Raw genomic sequence first — 17,628 nt, 5'->3', positions numbered from 1 at the left:
TGGGGTCAGAGGGTCGTGCCGGGGGTCGCGAGGACGTCGGCACGGGCCGAAGCGCCTGGGGCGGGCGAAGCGGGCTTCGTGGCGGAGCCGCCCAGGGCGGCGGTGAGCAGGGTGACGATCTGCGAGGAGATCGCCGCCCGCCGTGCCTCGAAATCGGCGTCGGTCAGGGCCGAAGGATCTGCGGGCGTACCGAGGACGGGCGTGTGCAGGTGCCCGCCCGCGATCCCGGTCAGGCCGAGGCCCGTCCGGAGCCGGTTGCTGCGATACATGGACTCGTTCGACAGATAGTTGCCGCCCCCGCCCGAAGCGGCGATCTCGCCCGGTTTCGGCGCGTCCGTCCGGCATACCGCGGTCCCCGTGCCCGGTTTCGTGCTGTCCGGCCAGACGCAGAACGCCTCGTTGTACAGCACCTGGTACGCCCCGGCGGGCGCGGCGAGCATCTTTTCGTGCGGCAGCGTGGTTTCGATGAACTGGACGTCCGGCTGCGGCCAGCCGTCGGCGGGCGGGACCTGGCCGCGAACGGGCTCGTCGAGGTTGTCCGGAAAACCACCGCGCCAGGCACCCGCCCACCGCTCGATGTCGAAGCGGCCGGGGCGCCCCTGACTGATCGTCATGATCAGCTCCGGACGGCGGAACCGGTCCGTGAACGCCTGACCGTAGGCCGACTCGACGATGCCGGCGTCGAAGTAGCTCCACACCACCGGGAACGACACGGCCTGCACCAGCGCGGGCCCGGTCGGCGTCTGGATCGTCTTGCCGTCGAGATGCAGCGCCGCCGCACCCGACGGGTTCGCGATGCGGACGCCCGCGCCGTTGAGGGTGAACGGGTCGAAACCGCTCACCAGCACCCTGCGCAGCTTCGGGCCGGCGGGGAAACGGGAGTCGTCGAGCCCCCGCGCGCCGAAATCGAACGTCTTCAGCAGCTCCGCCCGGGCGGGCGCGGACAGCGGGAACCGCGGCGTCCACTGCCGCAACGCCTTGCTCATCTGGAGACGGGCCCAGTAGAGCGGCCGGTCGTCGGCCTTGTCGATACTGCCGAGATCGGGACGGCGGCCCTGCGCGCGGTCGACCGCGGTGCGCCAGAGCCCGTCACCAGCGGTCTCGGCGAGCTTCTCGGCCCGCAAGGCGGTCTTCGTGGCGCAGAGACGTGTCGTGAAGTCGGAGACGAGCTTGTCGAATCCGGCGAGCCGGACGAGTTCCGGGCCGACCGCCGGACCACCCGAAGGCATGGTCGCGGTGAGCCGCTTCTCCTCGACGGTGATCGCGGCGGAGTCGTCGAAGCAGGCGCTAGCGCCTTCTGCCTGCGCGACACCGGGGACAGCGAGGACGGGAAGAGCGATGAGCAGCGGGAGGAAGGCGCCCCACCGCCTGCCGGGAGTCTTCATGGCCCGCATTCTGCTCATCCCGCCAGGGCCGCACCACCGACGAACGCAGGTCTCGGCGGGTCTTGTCCGGGGTGGACAGGCGGGGCAGACTCGCGCCATGGCCGCGCACAGAAGAACTCCGGTACGCATCACCGCAGTCACCGCGATCGCCGTCCTGGTCGGCACCGCCGCACCGGGGATGGCGGCGGCAGCGCCACCGACACCCAAATCGCCCACCGCCGTCGGCTATCTGGGCGCGGTGTCGAGCATCGACGCGGACGCGACCGCGATCGGCACGAAGATCCTGCGCGAGGGCGGCAACGCCGTCGACGCGGCCGTCGCGACGGCCGCCGCGCTCGGCGTCACCGACCCGTTCTCCGCCGGATTCGGCGGTGGCGGCTTCTTCGTCTACTACGACGCGCGCTCCGGCAAGGTGCACACCCTCGACGGCCGCGAGACCGCCCCGTCGACCGCGGACGAGAACCTGTTCGTCGAGAACGGCAAGGCGATCCCGTTCGCCGAGGCCGTCACCAGCGGACTGGGCGTCGGCGTTCCCGGCACACCCGCCACCTGGCAGGAAGCCCTGCGCAAATGGGGGACCAAGTCGCTGGCGAAGGCGGTCAAGCCCGCCGAAGAACTCGCACGCAAGGGTTTCACCGTCGACCAGACCTTCAACACCCAGATCGCGAACAACGCCGCCCGCTTCTCGGCGTTCCCGTCCACCCGGTCGCTGTACCTGCCCGGCGGCGCGCCGCCCGCGGTCGGCTCGACGTTCAAGAACCCGGACCTCGCGGGCACGTACGCGCAGCTGGCCGCGAAGGGCACCGACGTGCTCTACCGCGGCCCGATCGGCGCGGACGTCGTCGACACGGTGCGGAAGCCGCCGGTCGACCCCGCGTCGACGCTGAAGGTGCGTCCCGGTGACATGACCGCCGCCGACCTCGCGAAGTACCGCGTTGTCGAGCGGAAGCCGACGAAGACCAAGTACCGCGGTCTCGACGTCTACGGCATGCCCGCGCCGTCGTCCGGCGGGCTGACCGTCGGCGAGGCGCTGAACATCCTCGAGAACACGAAGCTCTCGAAGCTGGAGAAGGCCGACTATCTGCACTACTTCCTGGAGTCGACCCGGTACGCCTTCGCCGACCGCAACCGGTGGATCGGCGACCCGGCCTTCGTCGACGTCCCGGCGAAGGAACTGATCAGCCAGAAGTTCGCCGACAGCCGCGCGTGCCTGATCGACCCCGCGAAGGCCGGGACCAGCCCGGTCGCGCCGGCGGATCCGCGCAAGCCCACGCCGTGCGTGGCCGGGACGAACCCCGCGCCGACCCCGTACGAGGGCGAGAACACCACGCACCTCACGGTCGCCGACCGGTGGGGCAACGTCGTCGCCTACACGCTGACCATCGAGCAGGAGGGCGGGAGCGGCATCGTCGTGCCGGGCCGCGGCTTCCTGCTCAACAACGAACTGACCGACTTCTCCTTCACCCCGGTGACGCCGGGCGTGCCCGACCCGAACCTGCCGGGCCCGGCGAAGCGGCCGCGTTCGTCGATGGCGCCGACCATCGTGCTCGATCACGGCAAGCCGTTCCTCGCCGTCGGCTCGCCCGGTGGCGCGTCGATCATCACCACGGTGCTGCAGATCCTCACCGGCCGCATCGACCGCGGGCTGAAGCTGGTCGACGCGATCGCCGAACCGCGCGCCTCGCAGCGGAACTCCGCGGCCGCGCAGGTGGAGCAGGCGTTCCTGGACCAGACCGAGGTGCTCGCGGCGCTGAAGGCCAAGGGGCAGGGCTTCTCGACGGCACCCGCGGAGATCGGGGCGGCGACCGGCGTCGAACGGCTGAAGGACGGCCGGTGGCTCGCGGCGGCCGAACCCACGCGCCGGGGAGGTGGCTCGGCGGCCGTCGTGCTGCCCTGGCCGCCGCGTTAAGGACGACTTCGCTCGCGAAGGCCTCTTACAGCTCTCTCGCGTGCTAGGAACGGTCCTTTCCTTGCGAAATTTGCAAGGAAAGGACCGTTCATTGCAGCCGCCGCACCGCAGAGGGAGAGCGAGCGCGCCGGGGTGGTGAGCTCCTTCTAGACTGAGCGGCGATGTTCGCCCAGTCAGAGGTACCCGTCCCCCCGGCGGAGGTGCGTTGATGCGCCTCGTCTTCGCCGGTACCCCCGAACCCGCGGTCCCGTCGCTGCGCGCGCTGCTGGCGTCCGAGCAGCACGAGGTCGTCGCCGTCGTGACCCGTCCGGACGCACAGGCGGGCCGCGGCCGCCGGGTCGTCCGGTCGCCGATCGGCGCGCTGGCCGACGAGCACGGGATCGAGGTGCTGACCCCGCCGAAGGCGAGCGACCCCGCGTTCCTCGCCCGGCTCGCGGAGATCGCGCCCGACGCGTGCCCGGTGGTCGCGTACGGGGCGCTGCTGCCCCAGGCCGCGCTGGACATCCCGGCGCACGGCTGGGTCAACCTGCACTTCTCGCTGCTGCCCGCGTGGCGTGGCGCCGCGCCGGTCCAGGCCGCGATCCGCGCCGGGGACGAGATCACCGGCGCCTCGACGTTCCGCATCGTCAAGGAACTCGACGCGGGCCCGGTCTACGGCGTGGTCACCGAGCAGATCGCCGATACCGACACCGCCGGCGAGCTGCTCGGCAGGCTGGCGGAGTCCGGGGCGAAGCTGCTCGTGTCCACGATGGACGGAATCGCCGACGGTTCGCTGCGCGCGGTCGCGCAGACCGGCGACGGCGTGAGCTACGCGCCCAAGGTGACCGTCGAGGACGCGCGCGTGTCGTTCGCCGACCCGGCCGCCGCGGTCGACCGACAGATCCGCGCGGTCACGCCGGAGCCGGGCGCGTGGGCGGAATTCCGGGGCGAGCGGCTGAAACTCGGCCCGGTGACGATCGTCGACGAGCCGGGGCCCCCGCCCGGCGAACTGGTCGTGGAGCGCAAGCGGGTGCTGGTCGGCACGGCGTCGAAGCCGGTGCGGCTGGGCGAGGTGCAGGCGCAGGGGAAGAAGCGGATGGCGGCCACCGACTGGGCGCGCGGTATGAGGATCGAACAAGGAGAGCGCCTGCAGTGAACGAGCGTAGGGAACGCCGGCCGTCGAGGCCGCAGCGAGGCCGTCCGGCCCCGCGCAAGGAAGGGCCCAGCCGCCCGCCGCAGATCGACCCGGCTCGTCAGGTCGCCTTCGACGTCCTGCGCGCCGTCCGCGAAGACGACGCGTACGCGAACCTGGTGCTGCCGCAACTGCTGCGCAACCGCCGGATCTCCGGCCGCGACGCCGCGCTGGCCACCGAGCTGACCTACGGCACCTGCCGCGCGGTGGGCATGCTGGACGCCGTCATCGAGGCCTGCCTCGACCGGCCGCTGGCCAAGGTGGACGCCGTCGTGCTGGACGGGCTGCGGCTCGGCGCGTACCAGCTGCTGCGCACCCGCATCCCCCAGCACGCCGCCGTCGGGTCCACTGTGGACCTCGTCCGCGCCGAAGTCGGTTCCTGGATCGCGGGTTTCGTCAACGCCGTGCTGCGCTCGGTGTCCGAAAAGGACGAAGAGACCTGGCTGAACGAACTGGCCCCCGACGAGGCCGCCGACCCGATCGGCGCCTACGCCCTGCGGACGGCGCATCCGCGCTGGGTCGCGCGGTCGTTCGCGGAAGCGTTGGGGGACAAGGGAGCGGAGCTGAAGGCGGCCCTGGAGGCCGACGACGACCGCCCCGACGTCCACCTGGTCGCCCGGCCCGGCGAGATCAGCGCCGAGGAGCTGGCCGCCATCACCGGTGGCGACGTCGCGCCGTACTCGCCCTACGGCGTCCGGCTGCCCGCGGGCTCCGGCGACCCCGGCGACCTCGAGCCGATCAAGGAAAAGCTGGCCGCGGTGCAGGACGAGGGCAGCCAGCTGTGCGCCTACGCCGTCACGAGGGTCCCGGTCTCCGGCACCGACGTGCGATGGCTGGACCTGTGCGCCGGCCCGGGTGGCAAGGCCGCGCTGCTCGGCGCGCTGGCGGTGGCCGCCGGCGCGACCGTCGACGCCGTCGAGAAGGCCCCGCACCGGGCGAAGCTGATCGAGAAGGCCGTCCAGGACCTGCCGGTGACCGTGCACGTCGCCGACGGCCGCGAGACCGGTCTCGAGCCGGGCTACGACCGCGTCCTCGTCGACGCGCCGTGCAGCGGTCTCGGCTCGCTGCGGCGCCGTCCCGAGGCACGCTGGCGCCGTCAGCCCAGCGACATCTCGGACCTGACGAAACTGCAGGGCCAGCTGATCACCGCGGCGCTCGACCTGGTCCGCCCCGGCGGCATCGTCACCTACGTCGTCTGCTCGCCGCATCTGGCCGAGACCGAAGGCGTCGTGGGGGAGACCGCGCGCCGCGCCGGCGCCCAGATCGTCGACGCGCGGGAGTTCTTCCCCGGCGTCCCGCAGCTCGGCGACGGCCCGTACGTCCAGCTGTGGCCGCATCGCCACGGCACCGACGCGATGTTCTGCGCCGTCCTGCGGAAGCCGGACCCCGCCGGGTGAGCAGGGTCCTCGGCCTGGTCGCGAGCTCGTGCGGCGGACTGGACACCCGGTTCGCCGCGCAGCTCGCGAAACCGGCCGCCGACCGCGGCTGGGAGCTCGCGATCACGCTGACCCCCACCGCGGCCCGCTGGCTGGAGACGACCGGCAGGCTCGGTGACCTGGAGAAGCTCACCGGGCTGCCGGTCCGCAGTACCTCCCGGCTGCCGGGCGAACCCCGGCCGCATCCGGATCCCGGGGTGTTCCTCTTCGCGCCCGCGTCCGCCAACTCCGTGGCGAAACTGGCGCTGGGCATCGCCGACAACCAGGCGCTGACCCTGCTCGGCGACGTCCTCGGCACACCGGGCATCACGATCGTGCTGGGCTACCAGATCCAGGACACACGGATCCACCATCCGGCGTGGCGGCGCCATCTCGACACGCTCGCCTCGGCCGGGGTCACCACCACGAGGCTAAGCCCGGAGGCCTCGTGGACCTCCGTGCTGGACCTGCTGCCGCCGGTTTAGCGGGCGCAGAACCCCGTGTCGAGCGCCTTGGCGAGGTCGTCGGCCACCTTGGGCGGCGCGGGATTCAGGTTCACCACGACGTTCACCCGCCTGCCGTGCGGGACGGCGCCGGACAGGTTCGCGTAGCCGACGATGTTCCCGCCGTGCCCCCAGAACCTGCCGCCGCACGACAGCGGGACGGACGCGATCCCGAGGCCGTACTCCGCGCCGGGGAGCCCGACGGGCGCCGGAACGGTCCGCTGCATCTCCGCCAGCTGCGCGCGCGGCAGGAGACGACCGTCGACGAGCGCTCCGTAGAACCGGTTCAGGTCCGCGCCGGTCGAGATGAGCCCGCCGGAGGCCCCGGCGGCCGAGGGATCGAATTCGGTGTAGTCGGTGGGGCCGGGCCCGTAGCCCCTGGCGTGCGGATACGGCAGGTTTTCGTCGCCGCGCGAGGGCAGTGAGGTGTCGCGCAGGCCCAGCGGTCCGGTGATCCTGCTCCGGATCTCGCCGGCGACGGAACGACCGGTGAGCTTCTCGATCAGCATCCCGGCGATGATGTAGTTCGTGTTGGAGTACGACCAGTCCGTGCCGGGGGCGAACAACGGCGGATGCGCGAGCCCGATCGCCACCAGCTCTTCGGGTTCGGCGCCGCGATGGCGCCACTCTTCGAGGTCGAGGTCTCGGAGGTAGTTGTAGATCCCGCTGGTGTGCTGCAGCAGCTGCCGGACGGTGATCTTGGTGCCGTCGTTGCCGTTCCCGTGGACGAGACCGGGCAGGTAGCGGTCGATCGGCGCGTCCAGCCGCACCTTCCCCTCGGCGACCAGCTGCAGGACCACGACCGCGACGAAGGTCTTGGTGATGCTGGCCGCCCGGAACTTCGAGCCGTGCGGGAACGGTGTCCCGGTCTCGACGTTCCCGACGCCTTCGCGTTCCGACCACGTCCGCCCGGACGGGCCCGACACGGTCGCCTGCGCGCCGGGGACGCCGTCCTGCACCAGCGTTTTCAGCGCCTTGTCGACTTCGTCCCGCGGATGGGTCACGGCCAGCGCCGGCGTGGCGGTCGTCGCGGCGAGCAGCGCGACCAGGGAGCCGACGGCGATGATCTTCTTGCCTGGCAAGGATTTTCGCATGGATTCCACGCTAGGGACGCTCGGGCGCGGTGACCATGGGGTGTACCCCAAGCTCATACTGAGGTTTGCCCCACCACGCCGCTCAGCGCAGGCTGTGCCCCGGCGCGACGATGCCGGTTTCGTAGGCGAACACCACCGCCTGGCTCCGGTTGGCCGCGCCCAGTTTCCCGAAGATGTTGCCCACATGGGTCTTGACGGTTTCGAGACTGATGACGAGCTCGGCCGCGATGTCCACATTGGATTTACCGGTGGCGATGAGCCGCAGCACCTCGGTCTCCCGTTTCGTCAGCGACGACGGGCGGGGAGCGAGGCCGGACGGCGCCGGGCGCGCGGTGACCATCCGGCGGATCGCGTCGGGGAACAGCAGGGTCTCCCCGGCGGCGATCGTCCGGATGGCGTGCGCGAACTCCTCCTTGCGCGCCCGCTTCAACAGGAACCCGCTCGCCCCGGCCAGCAGCGCGTCGTAGACGTAGTCGTCGTTGTCGAACGTCGTGATCACGAGGACCTTGGGCGGGTCGGGGATCTCGGCGAGCACCCGCCGGGTCGCCTCGATCCCGTCCACCCCGGGCATGCGCACGTCCATCAGGACCACCTCGGGATGCGTCCGCCGCACCAGGTCGACCACCTCGTCGCCGTCGCCCGCCTCGCCGACCACGGTCAGATCGGGCTGGTTGTCCAGCAGGGAGCGCAATCCGGCTCGCAGCAAGGGTTCGTCGTCGACGATCAGGACACGCAAGGTCATGAGTGCGACCGTAGCGGGATCGTGGTCACCAGCCGCCACAACGGTTCCCCGTCGATGGCGGGGCCCGCGACGAGCTCCCCTCGCAGGGCCTCGACCCGTTCGGTGAGCCCCGGCAGTCCGTTGCCGCCGCGGCCGGAGGCGGCCGCGTGCTCCATGAGCGGATTCACGATCTCGATCCGCAGCGCGTCGGCGAGTACCGCGACCCGCACGGTCACCGGGCCCGGGTGGGCGTGCCGCAACGCGTTCGTCAGTCCTTCTTGGACGATCCGGTACGCCTCCCGCGAAAGGGTCGCGGGCAGTTCGGCGGCCGGGCCGGTCAGCTCGTAGTCGATCACCGCGCCGCCCGCGCGGGCGCGTTCGGCCAGCGTCCCGGCCTCGATGAGACGCCGTTCGGGCTCACGGGACGACCGGTCGTCCCGCAGCAGGCCGAGCACGTGGTCGAGATCTTCGAGCGCAGCCCTCGAAGACTCCTCGATGGTGCCCAGCGCCCGGCGCACCAGCTGCGGTTCGGAATCGACCAGTTCGGCGGCCGCGGCGGCCTGGATGGTCGACGTCGTCAGCGTGTGCCCGATGGAGTCGTGCAGTTCGCGGGCCAGCCGGTTGCGCTGCTCGAAGTGGTTCGCGCGGACTTCCGCGGCGGCGACACGCTCGGCGGCGGACGGGCCCAGCAGGGCGACCGCGGTGTACTGGAAAAGCTTGCTGAAACCGGCGAGCACGTAGGCGATGACGACGAGCGTGACCAGGGCGATCGGCAGTGTCCACAGTCCACCGGTGCCCGGTTCGATCGTCAGCCGTTCCCCGAAGAACTCGATGGGGCTGCCGCCGCCTCCCGCCCACACGATGGCGAACACGAAGCCGAGCATCAGGAAACAGCCGAGGCCGAAGAGCACCCAGCCGAGCGCGGTGTGCGCGAGCAGCCAGGCCGCCGAACGCCCGCGCTCCGCCCACGCGACCTTCGTATGCGGTGGGGGCTGCGCGATCCGGGTGCCCAGCATCTGGTTGGAGAACCAGATACCGACCCGGCGCATCGGTCCCGGCAACCCGGCCAGCACGACGAGCACGGCCATGGCGAGCACGCCGTAGATCAGCTTCGCCCACACGTCACCCGGGAGGAGGACGGCGGGGATGAGCGCGATCGGGAACGGGATCGCCGTCATCGCCATGCCGAGGAGTCCGAACGGGACGCTGCGGTAACTGCCGATCCGCACGAGGGGCTTGAGTGGTTTGACCATGAAGGGAACGCTATTCGGCGGTGCGTGCGCGCACCTCCCACTGCGGTGCCATTTCGCGTCATACTCCAGACCGGGTCGCCGGTCACAGCCGGTTAGCGGGCGTTAGCGGCGCCCTCCTACACTCGGGCGCGTGGCTCACCGACCTTTGATCGCACCCAGCATCCTGTCCGCGGACTTCGCCCGGCTCGGCGACGAGATCCGCGCTGTCGCGGGGGAGGGGGAGACCCGCGCGGACTGGGTCCACGTCGACGTCATGGACGCGCACTTCGTGCCGAACCTGACCCTGGGCCTGCCGGTCGTGCAGTCGCTGCTCAAGGCCACCGACGTCCCCATCGACTGCCACCTGATGATCGAGAACCCCGACAAGTGGGCCATCGGGTACGCCGAAGCGGGCGCCTACAACGTCACCGTGCACGTCGAGGCCGCGCACGACCCGATCGCGCTGGCGAAGAACCTGCGTGCCGCCGGGGCGAAGGCCGGTCTGTCGATCAAGCCGAACACGCCGATCGAGGACCACCTCGAAACCCTCAAGCACTACGACACGCTCCTGGTGATGTCGGTCGAGCCCGGTTTCGGCGGCCAGTCGTTCATCGAGGGCGTCCTCGACAAGGTCCGCACCGCGCGGCGCCTGGTCGACACCGGCCACCTCAAGCTCGTCGTCGAGATCGACGGCGGGATCAACGCCGACACCATCGAGCAGGCCGCCGAGGCCGGGGTGGACTGCTTCGTGGCCGGTTCCGCCGTCTACGGCGCCGAAGACCCTGGTAAGGCCGTCGCGGCGCTTCGCGAGCAGGCGGCGCGCGTCCGCGGCTGATCCCGCCTCGTGATCCGCCGTCGGGTCAGGAGAAGGAATCGGCCCCGATGGGTGTTGGATGAGGGGAGCACCGTTCCCAGCGGCGGTGCGAGCCAGGAGGAGGGCAGCAGGAGTGTTCACCGGCATTGTCGAGGAACTCGGCGAGGTCACCGCGGTCGAGCAGGTCCCGAACGCCGCGAGACTGACCGTTCGGGGGCCGCTGGTGACCAGCGACGCCGGACACGGCGACTCCATCGCGGTGAGTGGCGTGTGCCTCACCGTGGTCGCGGTGGCGGGCGGTGAGTTTACCGTCGATGTCGTGCACGAGACCCTGCAGCGCTCCAGCCTCGCGAAGGTGCACGTCGGCGACGTCGTCAACCTCGAACGCGCGACGCCGGCGGGCGGCAGGCTCGGCGGGCACATCATGCAGGGCCATGTCGACGGCACCGGCGTCTTCCTCAAACGCGACGAGCAGGGACTCACCACGTTCGCGCTGCCGAAGAAGCTGTCCCGGTACGTCGTCGAGAAGGGGTCGATCGCGGTCGACGGCGTCTCCCTCACGGTCGCTTCGGTGACCGACGAGGAGTTCTCCGTCGCCCTGATCCCGACCACCCTCGAACTCACCACGCTCGGCCGGAACACCCCGGGTGACCTGGTGAACCTCGAGGTGGACGTGGTCGCCAAGTACGTCGAGAAGCTGGCCATGCCGCACCTGCGCGAGCAGGGGGACAATGGCGGTACGGAGGAGCGGGCGTGAGCGAGACGAGTGCGATTCCGGGGTCGGCCGATCTGACCCCCTGTGCGGGCGGGGTGGTGGCCGTGAACGCCGATGCCATCGAGGCGGCGATCGCCGACATCAAGGCGGGCCGCCCGGTCGTCGTGGTGGACGACGAGGACCGCGAGAACGAGGGCGACCTGATCTTCGCGGCGGAGAAGGCCACGCCGGAACTGATGGCCTTCATGGTGCGCTACACCTCGGGTTACGTCTGCGTGGCGCTGACCGAGGACGAGGCGGACCGGCTCGACCTGCCGCCGATGTACCACACGAACCAGGACCAGCGCGGCACCGCGTACAGCGTCACGGTGGACGCCGCCGAGGGCATCACCACCGGCATCTCCGCGGCCGACCGGTCGCACACCGTCCGGCTGCTCGCCGACCCGGCGTCCAAGGCGTCGGACTTCCGGCGGCCCGGCCACGTGGTCCCGCTGCGCGCCAAGCAGGGTGGCGTCCTGCGGCGACCGGGGCACACCGAAGCCTCCGTCGACCTGGCCCGGCTGGCCGGCCTTTCGCCGTCGGGCGTGCTCTGCGAGATCGTGTCGCAGAAGGACGAGGGTGACATGGCCCGCCGCGACGAACTCGAGGTCTTCGCCGCGGACCACGACCTCAAGATGATCACCATCGCCGACCTGATCGCGTACCGGCGGCGCACCGAGAAGCAGGTCGAGCGGGTCGCCGAGGCGCGGATCCCGCTCTCGGCGGGTACCTTCCGCGCGGTCGGGTACGACAGCCTGCTCGACGGCATCGAACACATCGCGTTCGTCTACGGCGAGATCGGCGACGGCGAGGACATCCTGGTCCGCGTGCACTCCGAGTGCCTGACCGGTGACGTCTTCGGCTCGCTGCGCTGCGACTGCGGCCCGCAGCTGGAGGCCGCGCTGGAAGCGGTGGCCAAGGAAGGCCGCGGCGTCGTGCTCTACATCCGCGGCCACGAGGGCCGCGGTATCGGGCTGCTGCACAAACTGCAGGCCTACCAGCTGCAGGACGCCGGCGCGGACACCGTCGACGCGAACCTGCAGCTCGGCGTCCCCGCCGACGCGCGGGACTACGGCACCGGCGCGCAGATCCTGTGCGACCTCGGTGTCCGCTCGATGAGGCTGCTGACGAACAACCCGGCCAAGCGCGTCGGGCTGGAGGGCTACGGCCTGCGGGTCAGCGGCCGGGTGTCGCTGCCGATCTCGCCGAATCCGGAGAACCTGCGCTACCTCAAGACCAAACGGGACCGGATGGGGCACGACCTGTCCCAGCTGGAGCATTTCGACCAGGTCGGCGCCGAGGTCGACCAGGGCAACGGAGGTGGCACGCGGTGAGCGGCGAAGGCCGTCCGGACGTCGAACTCGACCTGTCCGACTGTAAGAACATCCGGCTCGGGATCGTGGCCACGCGCTGGCACACGAAGATCACCGGTGCCCTGCTGGAACGCGCCCTCGAGGCGGCCAAGGTGGCCGACCTGGAGGAGGAGCCGACGGTCGTGCGCGTCGCGGGCGCCGTCGAACTGCCCGTCGCCGCGCAGGCGCTGGCCCGCACGCACGACGCGGTCGTCGCGCTGGGTGTGGTGATCCGGGGCGGGACGCCGCATTTCGAGTACGTCTGCGACGCGGTCACCGCGGGCCTGACCAGGGTCGCGCTCGACGAGAGCACTCCGGTCGGCAACGGCGTCCTCACCTGCGACACCGAGCAGCAGGCCCTCGACCGGTCGGGTCTGCCCGGTTCGGTCGAGGACAAGGGCTACGAAGCGACGGTCGCCGCGCTGGACGCCGCGCACGCGCTGCGGAACCTGCGCCAGCCGTGGACCGAGCGGGGATTCGTGTGAGCGTCGAGGCGGATGTGATGACCGAGTCCGAGGTCGTGGTGGTGCGGCCCCGCCGCGCCCTGGTGATGTGCTCCGTGCTGGCGGTGATCCTGCTGGCGACGTTCGTCGTCGTCGCGGTGCTGCTGCGCGGCTCGGACACCGGCGTGATCTTCCAGCCGTCCGACCAGGCGGCGATGATCGGCATCGGGGTCCTGCTCGCCGCGGGCACGATGCTGTTCGCGACCGCGCGCGTGAAGGCCGACGCCGACGGCATCGAGGTCCGGAACGTGCTGATGACCAAGAAGTTCGCGTGGAGCGAGGTGCTCTCGGTGAGCTTCCCGGACGGGGCCTCGTGGGCGCGGCTGGAGCTGCCTGAGGACGAGTACTACTCGGTCATGGCGGTGCAGGCGGTGGACCGGGAACGCGCGGTGGCGGCGGTGCGGGCTCTGCGGAAGCTGCACAAGGCGGCCTGGGAAGGCTGACGCTCGCCTTTTCCCGACCGGGCGCGTTTCGTCCTCTGAATGCGATCCTTGCGGTGTGCAAGTACGTGAAGGCCCCCTTCATTGCGCTAGACGCAGTGAAGGGGGCCTTCACATACTCGGGAAGGAGTGAAGGTCGGGTTTCCTCGGCTGAGCCGAGGGAAGGGGACCTTCACGTGCGGCCGCTGTGATCAGTGGGGCGCATGTGGCGCCTCGCAAGTCCGTGAAGGCCTCCTTGAGGGACCCAGAGTCCCTCAAGGAGGCCTTCACGGAATTGAGCCAAGGGAGGCTGACGCCGCTCTCTCCGGCTCCTTCGAGTGCTAGGAACGGTCCTTTCCTTGCAAAATTTGCAAGGAAAGGACCGTTCCTAGCATCGGGGCAGGCTGCCTTCGCCGGGCTCACTCAAGTGTCATGAAAGGGTCGTTCAGGACGAAAAACGTCCTGAACGACCCTTTCATGACATCCGGGACCACCCCGCAGACCGTTCAGAGCGAAAGATCCACCACGATCGGCGCGTGGTCCGAGGGCCCCTTCCCCTTCCGCGCCTCACGGTCCACATAGGAATCCGTCACCGCACCCGCCACGACGGCGTCGGCGTACACGAGGTCGATCCGCATCCCCTTGTTGTTCGGGAAGTTCCCGGCCCGGTAGTCCCAGTACGTGAACGGGTGGTCGTACTTCAGCGGCCGCGGGAACACGTCGGACAGGCCGAGGTCCCGCAGCGCGGCGAGCGCCTTCCGCTCCGGCTCGGTCACGTGCGTCGATTCGGCGAACACGCCGATGTCCCAGACGTCCGCGTCGGTCGGCGCGATGTTGAAGTCGCCGAGCACCGCGAACGGCAGCCCGCGCGCCTGCTCCTCCCGCACCGTCGCCTCCAGCGCCGAGAGCCACGCGAGTTTGTAGCCGTAGTGCGGGTTCTCCAGGTCGCGCCCGTTCGGCACGTACACCGACCACAGCCGCAGCCCGCCGCAGGTGGCGCCGATGGCCCGTGCGTCGGTCTTGTCCTCGAAGGTGGGTTCGCCGGTCAGCCCGCGTGTCACGTCTTCCAGCCCGACGCGCGACAGGATCGCGACGCCGTTCCAGCGACCGATGCCGTACGCCGCCGTCTCATAGCCCAGTTCCGTCACCGCGTCGAAAGGGAAGGCGTCGGTGCCGCATTTGAGTTCCTGCAGGCACAGCACGTCCGGCTGGGCCGAACCGAGCCACTCCAGCACCCTCGGCAGCCGGGGCCCGATCGAGTTCACGTTCCAGGTCGCGATCCGCATGCCCGCGAGCGTCCCACACCCCACCGACACCCTGACGTGAAAGGGCCCCTGCCGCGACGGGTCACGTCGCGACAGGGGCCGGCCGGGGTGGAGGTCAGACCCCGGTGGTCGAGCGGATCCAGGAGCGGGCCGAAGCGACGCTGCCGTAGTTGTTGGTGCCGCGGATGTTCGAGCCGCTCTGGTTCTGCACGGTCGAAGCGACCCCGACCTGGACGCCGTTGGAGACCTGGGGGCCGCCCGAGTCGCCCTTCCAAGCCGAACCGTTGATGCCGACGCTCTGGATGGCCGGGCCACCGTAGGCGTCGGTCGAGCTGCCGGTGACGCGCACGTTGGCGACCTTCAGCGCCGAGGCGGGCGGGCCGGTCGGGGTCTCGCGGCCCCAGCCGTAGAGCTGGTTGGTGCTGCCGACCGACGGGTTCGAGCTCGCCAGGGTGATCGGCGTGACGCCGGCGTCGGAGGCCAGGTGCAGCAGCGAGATGTCGGCGCCGTTCGGCGAGGACACCTTGCGGTCGACGGCGATCTCACGGCCGCCCTGGAGCTGGTTGCTGCCGACGCGGACCCGCATGCCGCTGCCGTCGGAGTCGAGGCAGTGCTTGGCGGTCAGCACCCAGCGCTGCGCGATGACGCTGCCGGAGCAGTTGAACCCGTCCCACTGACGGCCCGGGGTGTTGACGTAGATCTGGGCGCCCCAGCTCACGGTCGGGGCGGTGCCGCCGCCCACGATGTTGGGCTGGACACCGGTGGGGGTGCCCGCGGAGGCGACGGCGCCCGCGGTCATGGTGAGGGCTGCGGCGGCGAGGGTGGCGGCGCCCAGCGTACGAAGACGGCTCACGGTGCAGGAGTCCTTTCGAGCGTCATCTGACGAAGAACCGAATGAAGTGGAACTGGGACGGAAAGTAATCAACCGATTCACCCGGTAGGAACCAACGAACGTCGGTTACGGCCGAAGACCCGACTTAGGTCGGTATACGTAGTGAAAGACCGACCGGATGGTGGGAATGGCCACTCGAAGGGTTGACCGGACCGCGGCTAAGGACGGGGCCTCGTAAGACTGTCGGTGGTGCCCCATAGGCTTGGCGACGTGGCTGACCCGACCACCTACCGTCCCTCGCCGGGGAGCATCCCGGACGCCCCTGGCGTGTACAAATTCCGTGACGCCACGAAGAGGGTCATCTATGTCGGCAAGGCGAAAAGCCTCCGCAGCCGGCTGAACTCGTACTTCGCCGACATCACGGGCCTGCACCCGCGCACGCGCCAGATGGTGACCACGGCGGCGAGCGTCGAGTGGACCGTCGTGGGCACCGAAGTCGAGGCGCTCCAGCTCGAATACAACTGGATCAAGGAGTTCGACCCGCGGTTCAACGTCCGGTACCGCGACGACAAGAGCTACCCGGTCCTCGCCGTCACGATGAACGAGGAGTACCCGCGCCTGCACGTCTATCGCGGCGCGCGCAAGAAGGGCGTGCGGTACTTCGGGCCGTACGCGCACGCCTGGGCCATCCGCGAAACGCTCGACCTGCTGCTCCGGGTCTTCCCGGCGCGCACCTGCTCGGCCGGCGTCTTCAAACGGCACGGCCAGATCGGCAGGCCGTGCCTGCTCGGCTACATCGGCAAGTGCTCCGCGCCGTGCGTCGGCAAGGTCTCCGCCGACGAGCACCGCGAGATCGTCGAGGACTTCTGCGACTTCCTCGCCGGCCGCACCGACGCGCTGATCCGCCGTCTGGAACAGGAAATGGCGGCCGCGTCCGAAGAGCTGGAGTTCGAGCGCGCGGCGCGGCTGCGTGACGACCTCGGCGCGCTGAGGCGCGCGATGGAGAAGCAGGCGGTCGTGCTCGGCGACGGCACCGACGCGGATGTCGTCGCCTTCGCCCACGACGAGCTCGAAGCCGCCGTCCAGGTCTTCCACGTGCGCGGCGGCCGGGTCCGCGGGCAGCGCGGCTGGGTGATCGACAAGGCCGAAGAGATGGACGTCAAGGATCTCGTCGACCACTTCATCACGCAGTTCTACGGCGAGCAGGCCGAACGCGCGGACGATCCCGACGGCGGCTCCCCGGTGCCGCGCGAGGTGCTCGTCCCCGAGCTGCCCGCCGACGCGGAAGCCCTCGGCGAATGGCTGTCCGGGCTGCGCGGGTCGAAGGTGAGCCTGCGGGTGCCGCAGCGCGGGGACAAACGCGCGCTCGCCGAGACCGTGACCCGCAACGCCGGCGAGGCGTTCACCCAGCACAAACTGCGCCGCGCGGGCGACCTCACCGCGCGTTCGGCCGCGCTGGCGGAACTGCAGGACTACCTGGCGCTGGAAACCGCGCCGCTGCGCATCGAATGCGTCGACATCAGCCATATCCAGGGCAGTGACGTGGTCGCCTCGCTGGTGGTGTTCGAGGACGGCATCCCGCGCAAGTCCGAGTACCGGCGCTTCGCCTTGCGCGAGGCGGCGGAGGAAGGCGACGTCGCGTCGATCGCGGAAGTCGTCCGCCGCCGGTTTTACCGGTATCTCAAGGAAAACGCCGAAGGGGTCGACCCGGACCGCCCGGGCATCGACCCGGAGACCGGCAAACCACGCAAGTTCGCCTATGCGCCGAACCTGCTCGTCGTCGACGGCGCGGGCCCGCAGGCCACGGCCGCCGCGGATGTGCTCTCCGAGCTGGGCATCACCGACATCGCCGTGGTCGGCCTGGCGAAACGGCTGGAGGAGGTGTGGCTGCCGGGCGATCCCGATCCGGTGATCCTGCCGCGCACCTCCGACGCGTTGTATCTGTTGCAGCGGCTGCGCGACGAGGCGCACCGCTTCGCCATCCGGTACCACCGCGAGAAGCGGTCCAAGCGGATGCAGGTGTCCGCATTGGACGGTGTGCCGGGGCTGGGGCAGGCTCGTCGTACCGCGCTGATCAAGCATTTCGGCTCGGTGAAGAAACTCCGCGAAGCGCGGATAGAAGAGATCGAGGCGGTGCCCGGCTTCGGCAGGCGCACCGCCGAAGCGGTCGTCGCGGCGCTCGCAGGGGAGTCCGCGGCGGCGGGGGAGTCCAGTACGTGATCGGTGAAGGGACCATTGTGAGTGCGCAAGAAGAAGGCC

16 protein-coding genes are annotated in these 17,628 nt (G+C 70.5%); 10 read left to right on the top strand and 6 right to left on the bottom strand.

Annotation, left to right across the window (positions count from 1 at the left end):
- Nucleotides 1-5: 5 nt before the first annotated feature.
- Nucleotides 6-1,385 (bottom strand): hypothetical protein, encoded by a 1,380-nt coding sequence (locus AVR91_RS30580; protein WP_076857467.1) that lies wholly within the window; start codon nucleotides 1,383-1,385, stop codon nucleotides 6-8.
- Between the two features lie 97 nt (nucleotides 1,386-1,482).
- Here AVR91_RS30580 and ggt point away from each other — a divergent pair, with 97 nt between their 5' ends.
- The 4 genes from ggt to AVR91_RS30560 all read left to right on the top strand — a co-directional run bounded on the left by ggt (nucleotide 1,483) and on the right by AVR91_RS30560 (nucleotide 6,365).
- Nucleotides 1,483-3,294 (top strand): gamma-glutamyltransferase, encoded by a 1,812-nt coding sequence (gene ggt / locus AVR91_RS30575; protein WP_063276255.1) that lies wholly within the window; start codon nucleotides 1,483-1,485, stop codon nucleotides 3,292-3,294.
- Between the two features lie 208 nt (nucleotides 3,295-3,502).
- Entirely contained in the window at nucleotides 3,503-4,429 is a 927-nt protein-coding gene (gene fmt / locus AVR91_RS30570) for a methionyl-tRNA formyltransferase (RefSeq protein ID WP_063276254.1), read from the top strand.
- Complete coding sequence (locus tag AVR91_RS30565) at nucleotides 4,426-5,862, top strand: RsmB/NOP family class I SAM-dependent RNA methyltransferase (RefSeq protein WP_143254156.1); 1,437 nt, start codon at nucleotides 4,426-4,428, stop codon at nucleotides 5,860-5,862. The genes fmt and AVR91_RS30565 overlap by 4 nt, the downstream gene beginning before the upstream one ends.
- Nucleotides 5,859-6,365 (top strand): flavoprotein, encoded by a 507-nt coding sequence (locus AVR91_RS30560; protein ID WP_063276253.1) that lies wholly within the window; start codon nucleotides 5,859-5,861, stop codon nucleotides 6,363-6,365. The genes AVR91_RS30565 and AVR91_RS30560 overlap by 4 nt, the downstream gene beginning before the upstream one ends.
- Here the strand turns inward: AVR91_RS30560 and AVR91_RS30555 are convergent.
- From AVR91_RS30555 to AVR91_RS30545, 3 genes are all read right to left on the bottom strand, one after another.
- Entirely contained in the window at nucleotides 6,362-7,477 is a 1,116-nt protein-coding gene (locus tag AVR91_RS30555; protein ID WP_063276252.1) for a serine hydrolase domain-containing protein, read from the bottom strand. The two genes, AVR91_RS30560 and AVR91_RS30555, sit on opposite strands and share 4 nt — an antisense overlap.
- An 82-nt stretch (nucleotides 7,478-7,559) precedes the next feature.
- Nucleotides 7,560-8,219 (bottom strand): response regulator transcription factor, encoded by a 660-nt coding sequence (locus tag AVR91_RS30550; RefSeq protein ID WP_063276251.1) that lies wholly within the window; start codon nucleotides 8,217-8,219, stop codon nucleotides 7,560-7,562.
- Nucleotides 8,216-9,451 carry a sensor histidine kinase gene (locus AVR91_RS30545; protein ID WP_063276250.1) on the bottom strand — a complete coding sequence of 412 codons (1,236 nt, stop codon included), beginning with the start codon at nucleotides 9,449-9,451 and terminating at the stop codon, nucleotides 8,216-8,218. Before AVR91_RS30545 ends, AVR91_RS30550 begins: the two co-directional genes overlap by 4 nt.
- Nucleotides 9,452-9,596: 145 nt before the next feature.
- Between AVR91_RS30545 and rpe the strand changes: the two genes are divergently transcribed.
- The 5 genes from rpe to AVR91_RS30520 all read left to right on the top strand — a co-directional run bounded on the left by rpe (nucleotide 9,597) and on the right by AVR91_RS30520 (nucleotide 13,296).
- On the top strand, nucleotides 9,597-10,265 hold the full coding sequence (rpe, locus tag AVR91_RS30540; protein WP_016333118.1) for a ribulose-phosphate 3-epimerase: 669 nt from the start codon (nucleotides 9,597-9,599) through the stop codon (nucleotides 10,263-10,265).
- Between the two features lie 112 nt (nucleotides 10,266-10,377).
- Nucleotides 10,378-11,001 (top strand): riboflavin synthase, encoded by a 624-nt coding sequence (locus tag AVR91_RS30535; protein ID WP_063276249.1) that lies wholly within the window; start codon nucleotides 10,378-10,380, stop codon nucleotides 10,999-11,001.
- Between the two features lie 56 nt (nucleotides 11,002-11,057).
- Nucleotides 11,058-12,332 (top strand): bifunctional 3,4-dihydroxy-2-butanone-4-phosphate synthase/GTP cyclohydrolase II, encoded by a 1,275-nt coding sequence (locus AVR91_RS30530; RefSeq protein ID WP_016333120.1) that lies wholly within the window; start codon nucleotides 11,058-11,060, stop codon nucleotides 12,330-12,332.
- A complete protein-coding gene (gene ribH, locus AVR91_RS30525) occupies nucleotides 12,329-12,835 on the top strand; it encodes a 6,7-dimethyl-8-ribityllumazine synthase (RefSeq protein ID WP_016333121.1) in 507 nt (168 codons plus the stop codon). The genes AVR91_RS30530 and ribH overlap by 4 nt, the downstream gene beginning before the upstream one ends.
- 17 nt (nucleotides 12,836-12,852) lie before the next feature.
- The gene (locus AVR91_RS30520; protein ID WP_063276266.1) at nucleotides 12,853-13,296 is read left to right on the top strand and encodes a PH domain-containing protein; all 444 of its coding nucleotides are present in this window, start codon (nucleotides 12,853-12,855) and stop codon (nucleotides 13,294-13,296) included.
- Nucleotides 13,297-13,778: 482 nt separating this feature from the next.
- On the opposite strand, the gene AVR91_RS30515 is transcribed toward AVR91_RS30520, so the two are convergent.
- Both AVR91_RS30515 and AVR91_RS30510 read right to left on the bottom strand, forming a co-directional pair.
- Nucleotides 13,779-14,558, bottom strand: coding sequence for an exodeoxyribonuclease III (locus AVR91_RS30515; RefSeq protein WP_063276247.1), 780 nt, complete (start codon nucleotides 14,556-14,558; stop codon nucleotides 13,779-13,781).
- A gap of 94 nt (nucleotides 14,559-14,652) precedes the next feature.
- Nucleotides 14,653-15,390, bottom strand: coding sequence for a S1 family peptidase (locus AVR91_RS30510; protein ID WP_063276246.1), 738 nt, complete (start codon nucleotides 15,388-15,390; stop codon nucleotides 14,653-14,655).
- Between the two features lie 249 nt (nucleotides 15,391-15,639).
- Here AVR91_RS30510 and uvrC point away from each other — a divergent pair, with 249 nt between their 5' ends.
- Nucleotides 15,640-17,589, top strand: coding sequence for an excinuclease ABC subunit UvrC (uvrC, locus tag AVR91_RS30505; RefSeq protein WP_076153730.1), 1,950 nt, complete (start codon nucleotides 15,640-15,642; stop codon nucleotides 17,587-17,589).
- Nucleotides 17,590-17,628: the final 39 nt, after the last annotated feature.

It is taken from the genome of Amycolatopsis keratiniphila subsp. keratiniphila (assembly GCF_001620365.2).
In the GTDB taxonomy this organism is placed as follows: Bacteria; Actinomycetota; Actinomycetes; order Mycobacteriales; family Pseudonocardiaceae; genus Amycolatopsis; species Amycolatopsis keratiniphila.
This window is presented reverse-complemented; position numbering and strand designations above follow the sequence as displayed.

What these genes read in the sequence shown, in the direction of transcription:
- AVR91_RS30580 (WP_076857467.1), bottom strand. Translation starts at nt 1,385, where the DNA reads ATGAAGACTCCCGGCAGGCGGTGGGGCGCCTTCCTCCCGCTGCTCATC.
- ggt (WP_063276255.1), top strand. Translation starts at nt 1,483, where the DNA reads ATGGCCGCGCACAGAAGAACTCCGGTACGCATCACCGCAGTCACCGCG.
- fmt (WP_063276254.1), top strand. Translation starts at nt 3,503, where the DNA reads ATGCGCCTCGTCTTCGCCGGTACCCCCGAACCCGCGGTCCCGTCGCTG.
- AVR91_RS30555 (WP_063276252.1), bottom strand. Translation starts at nt 7,477, where the DNA reads ATGCGAAAATCCTTGCCAGGCAAGAAGATCATCGCCGTCGGCTCCCTG.
- AVR91_RS30550 (WP_063276251.1), bottom strand. Translation starts at nt 8,219, where the DNA reads ATGACCTTGCGTGTCCTGATCGTCGACGACGAACCCTTGCTGCGAGCC.
- AVR91_RS30545 (WP_063276250.1), bottom strand. Translation starts at nt 9,451, where the DNA reads ATGGTCAAACCACTCAAGCCCCTCGTGCGGATCGGCAGTTACCGCAGC.
- AVR91_RS30520 (WP_063276266.1), top strand. Translation starts at nt 12,853, where the DNA reads ATGACCGAGTCCGAGGTCGTGGTGGTGCGGCCCCGCCGCGCCCTGGTG.
- AVR91_RS30515 (WP_063276247.1), bottom strand. Translation starts at nt 14,558, where the DNA reads ATGCGGATCGCGACCTGGAACGTGAACTCGATCGGGCCCCGGCTGCCG.